At 65.2% G+C, this 15,092-nt stretch carries 15 protein-coding genes; 7 read left to right on the forward strand and 8 right to left on the reverse strand.

Annotated elements, in window-relative coordinates:
* The first annotated feature begins 56 nt into the window (after positions 1-56).
* The 3 genes from purE to rpsU all read left to right on the forward strand — a co-directional run bounded on the left by purE (position 57) and on the right by rpsU (position 2,062).
* Positions 57-545: a 5-(carboxyamino)imidazole ribonucleotide mutase gene (gene purE, locus HZF03_RS20865; RefSeq protein ID WP_011159709.1), complete on the forward strand. Its 489-nt coding sequence runs from the start codon at positions 57-59 to the stop codon at positions 543-545.
* The gene (locus HZF03_RS20870; protein WP_119019869.1) at positions 542-1,642 is read left to right on the forward strand and encodes a 5-(carboxyamino)imidazole ribonucleotide synthase; all 1,101 of its coding nucleotides are present in this window, start codon (positions 542-544) and stop codon (positions 1,640-1,642) included. Before purE ends, HZF03_RS20870 begins: the two co-directional genes overlap by 4 nt.
* Before the next feature lie 156 nt (positions 1,643-1,798).
* Positions 1,799-2,062 (forward strand): 30S ribosomal protein S21, encoded by a 264-nt coding sequence (gene rpsU / locus HZF03_RS20875; RefSeq protein WP_011159711.1) that lies wholly within the window; start codon positions 1,799-1,801, stop codon positions 2,060-2,062.
* A gap of 177 nt (positions 2,063-2,239) precedes the next feature.
* Here the strand turns inward: rpsU and HZF03_RS20880 are convergent, their stop codons facing one another.
* Entirely contained in the window at positions 2,240-3,115 is an 876-nt protein-coding gene (locus HZF03_RS20880) for a hypothetical protein (RefSeq protein WP_119019868.1), read from the reverse strand.
* Between the two features lie 149 nt (positions 3,116-3,264).
* Positions 3,265-3,552, reverse strand: a complete 288-nt coding sequence (locus tag HZF03_RS20885) for a cupin domain-containing protein (RefSeq protein WP_011159713.1) — start codon at positions 3,550-3,552, stop codon at positions 3,265-3,267.
* Positions 3,553-3,755: 203 nt separating this feature from the next.
* Between HZF03_RS20885 and HZF03_RS20890 the strand changes: the two genes are divergently transcribed.
* Positions 3,756-4,130 carry a VOC family protein gene (locus tag HZF03_RS20890; RefSeq protein ID WP_011159714.1) on the forward strand — a complete coding sequence of 125 codons (375 nt, stop codon included), beginning with the start codon at positions 3,756-3,758 and terminating at the stop codon, positions 4,128-4,130.
* A gap of 177 nt (positions 4,131-4,307) precedes the next feature.
* Here HZF03_RS20890 and HZF03_RS20895 read toward each other — a convergent pair whose 3' ends face one another.
* The 6 genes from HZF03_RS20895 to HZF03_RS20920 all read right to left on the reverse strand — a co-directional run bounded on the left by HZF03_RS20895 (position 4,308) and on the right by HZF03_RS20920 (position 9,950).
* A complete protein-coding gene (locus HZF03_RS20895) occupies positions 4,308-5,711 on the reverse strand; it encodes an NAD(P)(+) transhydrogenase (Re/Si-specific) subunit beta (RefSeq protein ID WP_011159715.1) in 1,404 nt (467 codons plus the stop codon).
* A gap of 13 nt (positions 5,712-5,724) precedes the next feature.
* Positions 5,725-6,048 carry a proton-translocating transhydrogenase family protein gene (locus HZF03_RS20900; RefSeq protein WP_011159716.1) on the reverse strand — a complete coding sequence of 108 codons (324 nt, stop codon included), beginning with the start codon at positions 6,046-6,048 and terminating at the stop codon, positions 5,725-5,727.
* Between the two features lie 25 nt (positions 6,049-6,073).
* Complete coding sequence (locus tag HZF03_RS20905) at positions 6,074-7,201, reverse strand: Re/Si-specific NAD(P)(+) transhydrogenase subunit alpha (protein WP_011159717.1); 1,128 nt, start codon at positions 7,199-7,201, stop codon at positions 6,074-6,076.
* 195 nt (positions 7,202-7,396) lie between these two features.
* Positions 7,397-7,549, reverse strand: a complete 153-nt coding sequence (locus HZF03_RS20910; protein WP_011159718.1) for an aa3-type cytochrome c oxidase subunit IV — start codon at positions 7,547-7,549, stop codon at positions 7,397-7,399.
* Between the two features lie 286 nt (positions 7,550-7,835).
* Positions 7,836-7,982 carry a hypothetical protein gene (locus HZF03_RS20915; protein ID WP_420853821.1) on the reverse strand — a complete coding sequence of 49 codons (147 nt, stop codon included), beginning with the start codon at positions 7,980-7,982 and terminating at the stop codon, positions 7,836-7,838.
* A gap of 51 nt (positions 7,983-8,033) precedes the next feature.
* Positions 8,034-9,950 (reverse strand): M3 family oligoendopeptidase, encoded by a 1,917-nt coding sequence (locus tag HZF03_RS20920; RefSeq protein ID WP_104512890.1) that lies wholly within the window; start codon positions 9,948-9,950, stop codon positions 8,034-8,036.
* 365 nt (positions 9,951-10,315) lie between these two features.
* Between HZF03_RS20920 and HZF03_RS20925 the strand changes: the two genes are divergently transcribed.
* From HZF03_RS20925 to HZF03_RS20935, 3 genes are all read left to right on the forward strand, one after another.
* A complete protein-coding gene (locus HZF03_RS20925) occupies positions 10,316-10,951 on the forward strand; it encodes a TerC family protein (RefSeq protein ID WP_119019874.1) in 636 nt (211 codons plus the stop codon).
* A 95-nt stretch (positions 10,952-11,046) separates the two neighbouring features.
* Complete coding sequence (locus tag HZF03_RS20930) at positions 11,047-12,534, forward strand: sigma-54-dependent transcriptional regulator (RefSeq protein ID WP_119019867.1); 1,488 nt, start codon at positions 11,047-11,049, stop codon at positions 12,532-12,534.
* Positions 12,535-12,883: 349 nt separating this feature from the next.
* A complete protein-coding gene (locus HZF03_RS20935) occupies positions 12,884-15,058 on the forward strand; it encodes a L,D-transpeptidase family protein (RefSeq protein ID WP_119017212.1) in 2,175 nt (724 codons plus the stop codon).
* The last annotated feature ends 34 nt before the right edge of the window (positions 15,059-15,092 follow it).

The following is a 15,092-nucleotide window of genomic DNA, read 5'->3' on the forward strand; positions in this document are numbered from 1 at the left end:
TAATCTCCCCCTATGTTTCTGGATTTACAACAGAATCGCTCGAAAGAATCGTTTGAATGACAGCTCCCGTCGCGATCATCATGGGCAGCCAGTCGGACTGGGAAACGATGCGGCACGCCGCCGACACCCTGACCGCCCTCGGCGTCGCCCATGACACCCAGATCGTTTCCGCGCACCGCACCCCCGACCGCCTTTATGCTTTCGCCAAAGGCGCAAAGGCAGCCGGCCACCGCATCGTCATTGCCGGCGCCGGCGGGGCCGCGCATCTGCCGGGGATGACCGCGGCGCTGACGGAGTTGCCAGTGTTCGGCGTGCCGGTCGAATCCAAGACCATGTCGGGCCTGGATTCGCTGTATTCGATCGTGCAGATGCCGGCCGGCATCCCGGTCGGCACGCTGGCAATCGGCAAGGCCGGCGCGGTCAACGCCGCCCTGCTGGCCGCGAGCGTGCTGGCGCTGACCGATTCTGATCTGGCGACCCGGCTGGCGGCGTGGCGCAAGGCGCAGACCGATTCGGTTGCGGCCCGGCCGGAGGGCGCGGCGTGAGCGCACCCCGTCGTGAACCGCTGAAGCCTGGCGACACTATCGGAATTCTCGGCGGCGGCCAGCTCGGCAGGATGCTGGCGCTCGCCGCGGCCAGACTCGGCCTGAAGTGCCAGGTGTTCTCGCCGGACCCGGATTCGCCGGCCTTCGACGTGGTGCAGAACGCCACCTGCGCCGAATATGCCGACGTCGAGGCGCTGGAACTGTTCGCCTCCGAGGTCGACGTCATCACCTACGAATTCGAGAACGTTCCGGCCTCAGCCGCGATGGTGCTGGCGGCGCGCAGGCCTGTGATGCCGAGCCAAACCATCCTGGAGACCACCCAGGACCGGCTGGCCGAGAAGGACTTCGTCACCAAGCTCGGCATCGTGACTGCGGCGTATGCCGACGTGACTTCGCCGCAAGCGCTGCGCGACGCCGTCGCCCGCCTCGGCCTGCCGGCGGTGCTGAAGACCCGGCGGTTCGGCTATGACGGCAAGGGACAGGTGATGCTGCGCCCGGGCGACGATCCGGAAGTGGCGTGGGCCACCCTTGAAACCCGCGCTGCGATTCTCGAAGCCTTCGTGCCTTTCGAGCGCGAAGTCTCGGTGATCGCCGCTCGCGGCGCCGATGGCCAGGTGGTGAGTTACGACGTTACCGAAAACGAGCATCGCGACCACATTCTGAAGGTGTCCAAGGCGCCGGCGGCGATCCCTGACGCGGTCGCCAATGAGGCTCGCCGGATCGCCAAGACGATCGCTGATGCGCTCGGTTATGTCGGCGTGCTCGGGGTCGAGATGTTCGTGGTGCCCGGTTCAGACGGACCGAAGGTGCTGGTCAACGAGATCGCCCCCCGGGTGCACAATTCCGGACACTGGACGCTGGACGGCGCCTCGGTGTCGCAGTTCGAGCAGCACATCCGCGCGATCGCCGGCTGGCCGCTGGCCGAGCCGGTGCGGCACGGGGTGGTGACCATGACCAACCTGATCGGTGCCGACGTTCACGACTATACCCGCTGGCTGACCGTTCCCGGTGCGACCGTACATCTCTACGGCAAGCGCCACGCCCTGCCCGGCCGCAAGATGGGTCATGTCACCGTGGTTGAGCCGGAGAAGCGCTGACGGAGCCGACAAACGTCGCACAACTTAATTGTCGCGTCAGGTGGACATTGTCGGGCCGATCTGGTACATGGGCGCCCTCTAGGTGGAGGGCCTGGCCGTTGTCGGCCCCGCCTAATCCGAAACATTCCGATCTGGTCACTCTGAAGAGGATGCCGCGTGCAGGTTCTCGTTCGCGATAACAACGTCGATCAAGCCCTCAAGGCGCTGAAGAAGAAGATGCAGCGCGAGGGTATTTTCCGCGAGATGAAGCTGCGCGGACATTACGAGAAGCCGTCCGAGAAGAAGGCGCGCGAGAAGGCGGAAGCCGTACGCCGCGCCCGTAAGCTCGCCCGCAAGAAGCTGCAGCGCGAAGGCCTGCTGCCGAGCAAGCCGAAGCCGGCTTTCGGCGCGGATCGCCGTCCGAGCGCGGCGGCGCGCTGATCGCGCCTTTCGGCGACGAAACGAACTGAGTTTGAAGAACGCGGGCCCCGGGCTCGCGTTTTTCGTTGTTGCTTATTTCGTTGTTGCTTGGCGCCCTCAATCGGCGACCTGCCCCACACAACAAAATGCCCGGGTTCGAAGCCCGGGCATTCATGACTGCGGATATCGCTGTCGGTGTTAACGCGGCAGTACCGAGTGGATCACCGACTTGGCGGTGAACAGCACATCCTCCGCGACCGACGGCTTGCGGGCGGCATTGCCGTCGCTCGACGCATCCGCGCGCGCCCCCGGAATATCGGCCGGCGGCGTCGGCGGGTGCTGATCGCTGTCGCGCAGGTCGATCGAATCGGCAGGGCGGCTGCTGGCCGGCACCGAAGCGGTCGTCGCCGGCGGATTGGCATAGGGCGCAATCGACACGTTGGTCGGCGCGACGTTGACGGCCGGCGGCAGCGCCGGGGCGACGACGCGCGCGGCTTCCTGCTGCCGCGGCGGCTCCGGGGCGCGCGGCGGCTCGGGCACTTTCAGCGGCTCGGGCGCACGGCCTAGCGTTTCGGTGGCGCGCGGCGCTTCTGCCGGTGCCGCCGCGCGGAGGCGTTCCACGGCGGCCCTGACGAGCTCGTTGGGATCGCGCGCGGGCTCGCTGCGCTCCTCCGGCACCTTGACCGGCTCCGGCGTCGCGGACGCGGTGCTGACCGGCTTGGACGGGGCGGCCGGCTTCTCATGCACGGTGATCTGGTGCCGCCCCACTGGGCGGTCGGCGGGCTTGTCGGCAGCGGCCTTCTCGGTGGAGATCTTGTCGGCGCCGAGCTTGACCTTGAGCGGCTCGCTCCGGGTCGGCTCGGACCGAGCGGCCTCCGCCGGCATCACAACGGCAACGGGCTCGGCCGGTTTAGAGGCCTTGGCAGTATCGAGCTGCTGCGTCGCGGGAGCGGCCGGGGGCGGCGCGTCGGGCCTAGCGACGATGTATTGATTCACGACGTAGGCGGCGATCACGGTTGCGACGACCGACGGCAGAATCTGCCCGAGCAGTTTTTCGGTGATGAATTTCAGCATGGCCGGCCTCTTCCCCGCACGTGTGATGCTGGAAGTTTGAGGCTGATTGAGGGATCAACTGCGACCGATCGGTGGCATCGGAACGAGGTGTTCGGTGCGCCACCGAGCGGGTCGCGAGGCGAAGCTGGGCCCTGCCGATTAACGAGAGGTTAAGCTTTCAATTCAATCTCGAGAAACACGATTTCGGCTGTGGATTCATTGCGGACATCGTGTTGGACGCCTGCCTTGCGGGCGTAGGAGCGGCCGGTCTTGAGCTGGGCCAGCGAGCGCGTACCGTCCGGCGCCACGATGGTCATCTCGCCGTCGGCCATCGGCACCACGACGTAGTCCATGCCGTGGGTGTGGTGGCCGGTCGCCGAGCCCGGCGGCAACCGCCACTCGGTGACCCGCACTTCGTCGTTGTCGATCTGAATCTCGGATTTTGCCGCAACCGTCATGACGTCCCTTCTCCGGGCAGAACGCTGCCAACTAAGACACGGATACCACCAATCACCCTGCCCGACATCCGATGATCACGGACGAGCACCATGCGTGCAATCGGCGCACCCGATGCTCGGACGGTATCGCCAGGTGGGATCGGATCGGTATAGTTGGCGGGCACCCTCAGGGTGAAAACACCAAGGAGCACACGGGAAACGCCATGTTTTCACACGTCATGATCGGCACCAACAATCTCGAAGCGGCGAAGGACTTTTACGACAAACTGCTCGGTACCCTCGGCGTGCCACCTGCGATGGTCGATCGTCATCGCATCTTCTACCGCACCAAGACCGGCACCTTCGCGGTCAGCAAGCCGATCAATGGCGAACCGGCGACCGCCGCCAATGGCGGCACGATCGGCTTCGTGGCGAAGTCCCAGGAAGAAGCCGACGCCTGGCACGCGACCGGCGTCGCCAATGGCGGCACCACTTGCGAGGATCCGCCCGGTGTCCGTGCGATGGGCGACATGAAAATGTACCTCGCCTACTTGCGCGATCCGGACGGCAACAAGCTCTGCGTGATGCACCGGATGTAAGGCTCGCGCTCCCGTCATTCCGAGGAGCGAAGCGACGAAGCAATCCAGAAGCACAGTGGACTGAGCTGTGGATTGCTTTGCTTCGCTCGCAATGACGGATGTGGTGACCGCCTCCGCCCAAAACAAAAACGCCCGGCCTTGCGGCCGGGCGTTTCGTTTCTGGCAGGGCGTCGGCGCTTAGTGTGCCATCGCCTTGACGATGTTCTCGGTCATCTTCTTGGCGTCGCCGAGCAGCATCATGGTGTTGTCGCGATAGAACAGCGGGTTGTCGATGCCGGCGTAACCGGAGGCGAGCGACCGCTTGATGAACATCACGGTGCCGGCCTTCCACACCTGCAGCACCGGCATGCCGTAGATCGGCGAGGACGGATCCTCTTCGGCCGCCGGGTTGGTGACGTCGTTGGCGCCGATCACGAACGCGACGTCGGCCTGCGCGAACTCCGAGTTGATGTCCTCGAGTTCGAACACCTCGTCGTACGGCACGTTGGCTTCGGCGAGCAGCACGTTCATGTGGCCCGGCATACGGCCGGCGACCGGGTGAATCGCGTACTTCACCTCGACGCCTTCCTTCTTCAGCGAGTCGGCCATTTCACGCAGCGCGTGCTGAGCCTGGGCAACCGCCATGCCGTAACCCGGCACGATGATGACCTTCGAGGCGTTCTTCATGATGAAGGCCGCGTCGTCCGCCGAGCCGAGCTTGGCCGGGCGCTGTTCGCCGCCACCACCGCCGGCCGCCGCGGTTTCACCGCCGAAGCCGCCGAGGATCACCGAGATGAACGAGCGGTTCATGCCCTTACACATGATGTAGGACAGAATCGCACCCGAGGAGCCGACCAGCGCGCCGGTGATGATCAGCGCCGAGTTACCGAGCGTGAAGCCGATGCCGGCCGCGGCCCACCCCGAGTAGGAGTTGAGCATCGAGATCACCACCGGCATGTCGGCGCCGCCGATCGGGACGATGATCAGGATGCCGAGCAGCAGCGCGACGCCGGTGATCACCCAGAAGGCGACTTCGCTCTGCGTGATCACCATGTAGATGATCGCCGCGAACATGATGACGCCGAGCGCGATGTTCACCACGTGCCGAGCCGGCAGCAGGATCGGCGCGCCGCTCATGCGGCCCGACAGCTTGAGGAACGCGATCACCGAACCGGTGAAGGTCAGCGCACCAATGGCGACGCCGAGCGACATTTCAACGAGGCTCTGGGCGTGGATGTTGCCCGGCTCGCCGATGTCGAACGCACCCGGCGCATAGAACGCACCGGCGGCGACCAGCACCGCGGCCATACCGACCAGCGAGTGGAAGGCGGCGACCAGCTCCGGCATCGAGGTCATCGGCACCTTCTTGGCGATGACTGCGCCGATGGAGCCGCCGATCGCGATGCCCGCGATCACCAGCACCCAGCCGAGCAGATCGGCCGGCGGATGGCCGGCGAGCGTGGTGGCAATAGCGATCGCCATGCCGCTCATGCCCATCAGGTTACCCTGACGGCTGGTGGCCGGAGACGACAGACCGCGCAGCGCCAGAATGAACAGGACGCCTGCGATCAGATACAGAAATGCGGAAAGATTGGCGCTCATCGACGGCCCCTAATCACTTCTGCTTCTTCTTGTACATCGCCAGCATGCGCTGGGTGACAAGGAAGCCGCCGAAGATGTTGATACATGCGAAGATCAGCGCGACGAAGCCGAAGCCACGCGCCCACAGCGGACCGTTGTCGTTGCCGACCAGCGACACGCCGACGGCAAGCAGCGCACCGACCACGATCACCGAGGAGATCGCGTTGGTCACCGACATCAGCGGCGTGTGCAGCGCGGGGGTCACCGACCACACCACGAAATAGCCGACGAACACGGCAAGGACGAAAATCGACAGCCGAAACACGAACGGATCGACCGCTTGAACCATATGCTCCATAGCAACTCTCCTTAAGCGGTCGCGCTCACGCCGACTTGGGCTGGAAGTTCGGGTGAACGACGGCGCCGTCGCGGGTCAGCGCGGTGGCCTTCACCAGCTCGTCGTCCCAGTTGACCGCCAGAGCCTTCTCCTTGTTGACCATGGTCTCGAAGAAGCTCAGCAGATTGCGCGCATAGAGGGCCGAGGCCGACGCCGCGACGCGACCGGCGACGTTGGTGTAGCCGACGATCTTGACGCCATCGATCTCGACGATCTGACCGGGCTGCGCGCCTTCGACGTTACCGCCGCGCTCGACCGCGAGGTCGACCAGCACCGAGCCGGGCTTCATCGACTTCACCATCTCGGCGGTGACGAGGCGCGGCGCGGGCCGACCCGGAATCAGCGCCGTGGTGATGACGATGTCCTGCTTCTTGATGTGTTCGGCAGTCAGAGCGGCCTGCTTGGCCTGATACTCTTTCGACATCTCCTTGGCGTAGCCGCCGGCCGTCTGGGCGTTCTTGAACTCCTCGTCCTCGACGGCGAGGAACTTGGCGCCCAGCGATTCGACCTGCTCCTTGGTGGCGGGACGCACGTCGGTCGCGGTGACGATGGCGCCGAGACGGCGCGCGGTGGCGATCGCCTGCAGACCAGCGACGCCGACGCCCATGATGAAGACCTTCGCCGCCGGCACGGTGCCGGCCGCGGTCATCATCATCGGCATGGCACGGCCGAACGTTTCGGCACCGTCGATCACGGCGCGATAGCCGGCGAGGTTGGCCTGGCTCGACAACACGTCCATCACCTGGGCGCGGGTGATGCGCGGCATCAGCTCCATCGCGAAGGCGGCGATGCCGGCATCGGCCATGCTCTTCAGCGCGGCTTCATGGCCGTACGGGTCCATGATCGCCAGCACCAGCGCACCGCGCTTGTAGCTGGCGAGTTCGGACGCCTCCGGACGCTTCACTTTGAAGACGACATCGGCGTCCTTCAGAGCGTCGGCGGACACAGTGGCCCCGGCGGCGGTGAAATCGGCATCCGGCAAGCCGGACTTGAGGCCCGCGCCCGGCTCGACCGCGACTTCGGCGCCGAGAGCTTTCAGCTTCTTGACCGTGTCGGGCGTCGCCGCGACGCGCGGCTCGGCGGGATCTTGTTCTTTGGCAACAGCAATCTTCATGGAGCCTCCGGCGGCGCGAAGCACGCGCGTGAGCGAGCGAGATATGCGCGCATCCCGCAAAAGTGGGACCGGTTTTGCGACCGGGATGCGCGCTTACTTATTTGTTTGGAGAACGTCCAGGCGGCAAACCGGCCTCCACTTTGCCGGAACGTTCTCCGAGAGAGCGCCGCGTGTAACGGCGCACTCCAGGACAGATCAAGTCAGGAAAATGCCCATGAGAGCGACGATCACGATGACGGCGGCGGTGCCGTACTTCACCAGCTTGATAAACCCTTCATAGGTCTGCTCATGCGCGGCGTAGTCGTTGCCATCGGCAGTCGTGTAGGCAAACTCGTGGTGCTCTGCCATTCGTCTCTCCGACATCTTCGAGAAGTGGGGGATGCAATTAGCGCAATCTTATTGCGAGGGCAACGGCACTGCAGCAATTGTTAGCCTAGCCAGTTTGGGTTCATTCCAAAGTCTAGGCTGCCGTCTCCGTTCACTGCCGCAGTGTGATCGCAACAGACGATTAGAACAAGCTGTTACGAAGCGATTGCAAGAAGCAAAGGCTGATTATTCCGCGCAGCGGTGCAGCCGCAGCCTTGCGACGAGGTGATCGCACGCTCGAAGCGACGACGCGACCGTCGACCGCGCGTCAGGCCGGCCAGCTGTCCCTGATCCAGCGTGTCAGGCTGGCCTCGCTGACTTCGCCGGCAGCGAGGGCAAGGATGATCTTGGTCGCATGGGCGGGAGCTGGTTCGAAGGCGATGCCGTTCTTGGCCAGAAAGACGACCATCGCCACGAAGGCGATCTTGCCGTTCCGTTCAACAAATGTTTTACGCCGCCGAGCCGCCTACCCCATCGCCTCCAGCTCGTCGATCATGCCGGCGATCACTGAGAGGCCGCCGTCCCAGAAGCTCGGGTTCTTGGCGTCGAGGCCGAACGGCGCCAGCAGTTCCGAATAATGCTTGGTCCCGCCGGCCGCCAGCATCGCCAGATAACGCTCGGCGAAGCCTTCCTGGGCGTGCTCGTAGACCGCATAGAGCGAGTTCACCAAGCAGTCGCCGAACGCGTAGGCGTAAACGTAGAACGGCGAATGGATGAAGTGCGGGATATACATCCAGAAGCTCTCGTAGCCCGGCTTGATCTCGATCGCCGGGCCGAGGCTCTCGCCCTGCACCGACAGCCAGATCTCACCGATCCGCTGCGCGGTGAGCTCGCCGCTGCGGCGCTCGGTGTGGACCGCGCGCTCGAAGGAATAGAAAGCGATCTGCCGGACCACGGTGTTGATCATGTCCTCGACCTTGCCGGCGAGCAGCGCCTGGCGCTGCTTGCGGTCCTTGGTCTGGGTCAGCAGACGGCGGAAGGTGAGCATTTCGCCGAACACGCTGGCAGTCTCCGCCAGCGTCAGCGGCGTCGGCGCCATCAGCGCGCCGTTCTTGGCGGCGAGCACCTGGTGAACGCCGTGGCCGAGCTCGTGGGCGAGCGTCATTACGTCCCGCGGCTTGCCCTGATAGTTCATCAGCACATAGGGATGCGCCGACGGCGTGGTCGGATGCGAAAACGCGCCGGGCGCCTTACCCGGCCGGACCGGGGCATCGATCCAACGATCGGTGAAGAACCGCTCGGCGATCTGCGCCATTTCCGGCGAGAACGCCTTGTAGGCGGTCAGCACCATATTGCGCGCGTCCGGCCAGGCGATCGAGCCGGTCGCCGCGAACGGCAGCGGCGCATTGCGATCCCAATACGGCAGCTTCTTCTTTTTGAACCAACCGGCCTTGAGCTTGTAGTAGCGGTGCGACAGCTTCGGATACGCCGCACGCACCGAGGCGACCAGCGCGTCGACCACTTCGCGCTCGACCCGGTTGGCGAGGTGGCGGCTGTCGGCGACGTCTTCAAAGCCGCGCCAACGGTCGGAGATTTCCTTGTCTTTGGCGAGCGTGTTGGTGATCAGCGCGAAGGTGCGCTCATTCGCCTTGAAGGTCTTGGCCAAGGCTTCGGCCGCGGCCTTGCGTTTCGCAGGCGCACGATCCTGCATCAGGTTCAGCGTCGGCTCGATCGCCAGTTCCTTGCCGCCAACCTTGAACCGGAGCGACGAAATGGTCTGGTCGAACAGGCGATTGAACGCACCGTAACCTGTCTGGGACTTCTCGTGGAACAGCTGCTCGATGCGGTCTTCGAGCTGATACGGCTTGTCCTTGCGCAGATCCTCGATCCACGGCCGGTAGTGGCCGAGCTCCGGCGTCTGCATCGCGGTCTCGAGCACCGCATCGTCGACGCGGTTGAGTTCGAGGGTGAAGAACAGCAGATGTACCGAGGCGGCGGTCAGGCGCTCGGAAACGTCGCCATAGAATTTCGACTTCACCGGATCGACGCTGTCGCCGGCGTGCACCAGCCCTGCATAGGAACCGAGCCGGCCAGCCAGATCCTCGATCGCTTCATAGCGCTTGACCGCGCCGGCAAGCCACAGCGCGCCACCGTCCTTCGCGGTCTCTTCGGCCAACCGCCCCTTGAAGTCGGCTTCGAACGAGGCGCATTCGGCATCAAGCCGGTCGAGATCGGCGGCGACCTCCGGCGAGTCGATCGCCGGATACAGATCCATCAAATTCCACTCAGGAAGCTTCGCCGGCTTGGCGGCAGCCTTCCGTCCCGCAGCCGCGGTCTTGGCCGCTTTCGCCTTGCTGGGTGCAGCCTTGCGCGGTGCTGGCTTGGCGGGGGTGGACTTGCGGGAAGAGGTCTTCGCGGTACGTGAGGTCGCAGATTTCGCCATGGTGCTTTCAGATCGCGTGCGATTTGCCTTGCGAAACGCTACTAGCTCCGTCACCGGCTTCGCAAGTCACAGTTTCCTTCAAGGGGGACGCCCCTGCGACAAGGCAGCGCGCCTCGAACAGCCCCTCGCCGCCTTGATCGAGCTCGGCGGCAGGACTACGACACCGCTGCAAAGCGTTCGTTCCCGAACATTCGGCTCCGACTGTGCGGCGATTGACCATCGCGCGGTCTGGTGCTGGTATCGGCACTGACGCAAGCGATCTGGCGTGGTCTTGGACCACGCAGCTTGCAACCACGTCCTGGACCGGGCCCCTCTGGCAGTTCATCTGAACTGTGATGTCGGACTGGACGCTCACGGAGCGCCCGATGACCGACTTTCTCGCCATCTTTACTCCCGAAGGCCTCACCGCATTCGCCCAGGTCGTGATGATCGACCTGGTGCTCGCCGGCGACAACGCCGTCGTCATCGGCCTCGCCGCTGCCGGGCTGCCAAAAGAGCAGCGCGGTAAGGCGATCCTGATCGGCATCGTGGTCGCCACCGCGCTCCGCATCGCCTTCGCCAGTGTCACCGTGCAGCTTCTGCAAATCATCGGACTGCTGCTCGCTGGCGGCGTGCTGCTGCTGTGGGTGTGCTGGAAAATGTGGCGCGAACTGCGCAACCCGCCGGAAGATGTCGATGCACTCGATAGCGACGGCGGCGCGGCGGGCGGCGCTCCGACCAAGACCATGGCGCAGGCGGTGTGGCAGATCACGCTGGCGGACGTCTCGATGTCGCTCGACAACGTCCTGGCAGTGGCCGGCGCGGCACGCGAGCATCCGGTGATTCTGGTGTTCGGCCTCGCCCTGTCGATCGCGCTGATGGGCCTCGCCGCCAGCTTCATCGCACGGCTGCTGCATAAGCACCGCTGGATCGCCTATATCGGCCTCGCCATCATTCTCTACGTGGCGGGCGACATGATCTATCGCGGCGCGCTCGAGATCTGGCCGCACGCTTTCGGATAACAGCGGATAACCGGCTGCATTTTCACCAAGCGTTAACGCATTCGTCGCAATCCTGCACCAATTCGGGACAGTTCGGGTTGAGGCAGTGGCGAGTAATGGTTGAGCGTATTCTGATCGCCGACGACGATGCAGTACAGCGTCGGCTGGTCGAGAACATGGTGCAGAAGTGCGGCTATGAGGCGGTTTCGGTCGATAGCGGTGACGCTGCGGTGGAGGCCCTGACCGCGCCCGATGCGCCTGCGATCGACGCGGTGGTGCTCGACCTGGTGATGCCCGGACTCGATGGCCTCGGCGTGCTGTCGAAGATTCGCGCCAGCGGACTCGACGTGCCGGTGATCGTGCAGACCGCACATGGCGGCATCGACAATGTGGTGTCGGCGATGCGTGCCGGTGCGCACGATTTCGTCGTTAAGCCGGTCGGCATCGAGCGCCTGCAGGTGTCCTTGCGCAACGCACTGAACGCCAGCGCGATGAAGGGCGAGCTGCAGCGCATCCGCCATGCACGCGAAGGCCGGCTGACATTTTCCGACATCATCACCCGCAGCGAGGCGATGGCGCCGGTGTTGCGCGCCGCCGAGAAGGCTGCAGGCTCTGCGATCCCGGTGCTGATCGAAGGTGAGTCCGGCGTCGGCAAGGAACTGTTCGCGCGCGCCATCCATGGCTCAAGCGACCGCCGTTCGAAACCATTCGTAGCCGTGAACTGCGGCGCGATTCCTGACAATCTCGTCGAGTCGATTCTGTTCGGCCATGAGAAAGGCGCGTTCACCGGCGCCACCGAGCGCCACGACGGCAAGTTCGTCGAAGCCTCCGGCGGCACGCTGTTTCTCGACGAGGTCAGCGAGCTGCCGCTGGCTGCGCAGGTCAAGCTGCTGCGCGCGCTGCAGGAAGGCGCGGTCGAAGCGGTCGGCGGACGCCGGCCGGTCAAGGTCGATGTCCGCATCATCTCGGCCACCAACCGCCGGTTGCTCGACCGGGTGAAAGCGGGCCAATTCCGCGAAGATCTGTTCTACCGGCTGCACGTGCTGCCGCTGACGATCCCGCCGCTGCGCAACCGCCGCGAAGACATTCCGCCGCTGCTGCGGCACTTCCTGATGCGGTTCTGCGCCGAAGAGAAGCGCAGCATCGGCGGCATCACCGGCGAGGCGATGGCACGGCTGGCGCAACTCGACTGGCCGGGCAATATCCGCCAGCTCGAAAATGCGGTTTATCGCGCCGTGGTAATGAGCGACGGCGATCAGCTCGGCCTCGCCGACTTCCCGCTGGCAATCGCGCCGTCGGTCGTCCCTGCAGAAGATACAACCGGCGAGCCGCTGGTAATCGAACGCAGCGAGCCGCAATTTGTCGCCGCAAGCGAAGTGCCGATCGCGCCGCTGCCGAGCGTCGGCAATCTGTCGATGCTGACCGCGGACGACGAAGTGCGCCCCCTCGACGAAATGGAGCGGGAGATCATCCGGTTCGCGATCTCGCATTATCGCGGCCAGATGTCGGAAGTGGCGCGGCGGCTGAAGATCGGCCGCTCGACGCTGTATCGCAAACTCGACGAGATCGAAGCCGACCGCGCCGCGCAGGCCGAGGCGCGATAACGAGCTACGCGGCGCCGGTAGGCTTTCGGGGTGCCCACACTGATGTGGCTGCGAAACGGCAGCCCTCGGAACCGCTGATTCGCGGAACCTTTTGAACCGTGGCGCGATAGTGACAGACAACCAAGGCGGCCCGTGGCACAAGCCACTGACCGCCTTAGCCAATAGCAACTGGGGTCAGTTTGTCGTGAGTCTGCCCGGCCGATGCTGGCCGCTCGAACCGGGCCTGTGTATCCTCCGACTGAGACGTGGGATCGGCCGCGTGCCGATCCCACGGCGGGTGCCCTGACACTCGAGAACCGAACTGCAAGTCACGACTGCCGGCCGGGCAGCTTTCCCAAGGGGTAGACGAATGCGAGATCACTCGACTGGACGCCGCGGTTTCGAAGGCGTGCTGATGGCCGTCGCGGCGACCTTCCTCACCGTGTCGGCGACCTCCGTCCTGGCGCAGTCGCCGACGCGGTCGCCCGCGGATCTCGCGATCGATGCCGCCGTCCCGGTGCCGAGCCCGGTCGATCTGCCGCCGCCCTCGGTCGGTGACTTCAAGCCCGAGACCCCTGCCGCCAAGCCCGAGACAGCGGCCGCCCCTGCGCCTACCGAACCGGCCAAGGACGTTGCCGCCACCCCGGCGCCGGCTGCCCCCGAACCGAGCAAGGATACCGCGGCAACTGCGCCCGCGACCGAGCCCAAAACGGAAGCTCCGGCGGCCACCGCCACCGCTCCTGCCGCTGTTCCCGCCAAGCCGGCCACCGATCAGGCGGAGACCACCAAGCCCGCCGAACCGCAGAAGCCGGCCAGCACGGTTGCTGCTGCCGACCAGCCGGTGGCGGAGCAGCTTCGCGATCTGATCGCCAAGAGCGCGTCGCGCTACTTCGAGCGCAAGTCCGAGCGCAGCGCGGTGGAGAAGTTCTACGAGACCCGCGACTACGCACCGGTGTGGACCAAGGCGGGCGCGTTGACCGCACAGGCCAAGGGCGTGATCGCGCGGCTGAAGGACGCCGCCGCCGACGGCCTCGATCCGGACGATTATCCGGTGCCGAGCTTCACCGCCGCGACCTCGCCCGAAGCGCTGGCGGAGGCCGAGCTGCGGCTCACCGAGAGCATGATGGACTATGCGCGTCAGGCGCAGAGCGGCCGTATGCACTGGTCGCAGGTGTCGGCCGACATCCAATATCCGGAGCATCCGATCGATCCGGCCCAGGTGTTGGCGAAGGTCACCACCGCGGCCGACGCTTCCGCGGCGCTCGACAGCTACAACCCGCCGCACAAGCTGTATCGCGAGCTGAAGAAGAAGCTCGCCGAGCTGCGCGGCGAAGGCGACAAGCCGGTGATCAAGATCGCCGACGGCGAGACCCTGCGCTATCAGCCGACCCGCAAGAAGCGCGCCGAAGTGAAGATGGACGATCCGCGCGTGCCGCAGCTGCGCGCCCGCCTCGGCGTCACCGAGAACCCGGATAGCACCACCTACGACGCGACGGTCGCGGCGGCGGTACGGAAATTCCAGGATCACGCCGACCTCAAGGCTAGCGGCGTGCTGGATGAGCGCACCGTGAAGGCGCTGAACACGCCGAAGCGCGACCGCACCATCGACACCATCATCGTCAACATGGAACGCTGGCGCTGGCTGCCGCGCGATCTTGGCGCGCCGTCGCTCGGCGACGCCTATGTGATCCTCAACATTCCGGACTACACGTTGAAGGTGATGCAGCACGGCGCCGAAGTGTGGACGACCCGCGTCGTCACCGGCAAGCCGGGCAAGCACGCCACCCCGCTGCTGACGGAGACGATGAAGTACATCACCGTCAACCCGACCTGGAACGTGCCGCCGTCGATCATCTACAACGAGTACCTGCCGGCGCTGCAGCAGGATCCCACCGTGCTCGACCGCATGGGCCTGAAGCTAGAGCGCAATCGCGACGGCTCGATCCACATCTCGCAGCCGCCGGGCGAAGCCAACGCGCTCGGCCGCATCCGCTTCAACTTCCCGAACAAGTTCCTGGTGTATCAGCACGACACCCCGGACAAGAACCTGTTCGCCCGCGAGGAGCGCGCCTTCAGCCACGGCTGCATGCGGGTGCAGAACCCCGACGTGTACGCCTCGACGCTGCTGAACATCGCGATGCCGGAGAAGGACTACACCCCGGCCAAGGTCCGGGCGATGTACGGCCGCAGCGAGGTGGATCTGAAGTTCCCGACCCCGATCCCGGTCAACATCACCTATCAGACCGCGTTCGTTGACGACGCCGGCAAGCTGCAGCTCCGCAAGGACGTGTACGGCCGCGACGCGGCGATGCTGGCGCTGCTCAAGAACGACAAGGGCAAGAACCTGGAAGCGGTGGTGGCACACGCCCAGCCGAACTACTCCCGCCCGACCCGGCTGCCCGACGGGGTGAGCGTCGCCGGCGACTACACCGGCTCGTCGGGCGCCTCGTCGAGCCCGTTCTCGTTCCTGGAGAACCTGTTCGGCGGCCCGCAGCCGCGTCAGCAGCCGGCTCAGCGCAATCAGCGCCGGGTCTACGCCCGCTGATCAGCACCTCGCGTCCGCCCCAGGACGTAAAAAG

Source organism: Rhodopseudomonas palustris (assembly GCF_013415845.1).
Classification (GTDB): domain Bacteria; phylum Pseudomonadota; class Alphaproteobacteria; order Rhizobiales; family Xanthobacteraceae; genus Rhodopseudomonas; species Rhodopseudomonas palustris_F.

Coding starts and splice junctions, on each gene's coding strand:
- HZF03_RS20905 (WP_011159717.1), bottom strand. CDS start 7,201: ATGAAGATTGCTGTTGCCAAAGAACAAGATCCCGCCGAGCCGCGCGTC.
- HZF03_RS20910 (WP_011159718.1), bottom strand. CDS start 7,549: ATGGCAGAGCACCACGAGTTTGCCTACACGACTGCCGATGGCAACGAC.
- HZF03_RS20935 (WP_119017212.1), top strand. CDS start 12,884: ATGCGAGATCACTCGACTGGACGCCGCGGTTTCGAAGGCGTGCTGATG.
- HZF03_RS20930 (WP_119019867.1), top strand. CDS start 11,047: ATGGTTGAGCGTATTCTGATCGCCGACGACGATGCAGTACAGCGTCGG.
- HZF03_RS20925 (WP_119019874.1), top strand. CDS start 10,316: ATGACCGACTTTCTCGCCATCTTTACTCCCGAAGGCCTCACCGCATTC.
- HZF03_RS20920 (WP_104512890.1), bottom strand. CDS start 9,950: ATGGCGAAATCTGCGACCTCACGTACCGCGAAGACCTCTTCCCGCAAG.
- HZF03_RS20900 (WP_011159716.1), bottom strand. CDS start 6,048: ATGGAGCATATGGTTCAAGCGGTCGATCCGTTCGTGTTTCGGCTGTCG.
- HZF03_RS20890 (WP_011159714.1), top strand. CDS start 3,756: ATGTTTTCACACGTCATGATCGGCACCAACAATCTCGAAGCGGCGAAG.
- HZF03_RS20895 (WP_011159715.1), bottom strand. CDS start 5,711: ATGAGCGCCAATCTTTCCGCATTTCTGTATCTGATCGCAGGCGTCCTG.
- purE (WP_011159709.1), top strand. CDS start 57: ATGACAGCTCCCGTCGCGATCATCATGGGCAGCCAGTCGGACTGGGAA.
- HZF03_RS20880 (WP_119019868.1), bottom strand. CDS start 3,115: ATGCTGAAATTCATCACCGAAAAACTGCTCGGGCAGATTCTGCCGTCG.
- HZF03_RS20885 (WP_011159713.1), bottom strand. CDS start 3,552: ATGACGGTTGCGGCAAAATCCGAGATTCAGATCGACAACGACGAAGTG.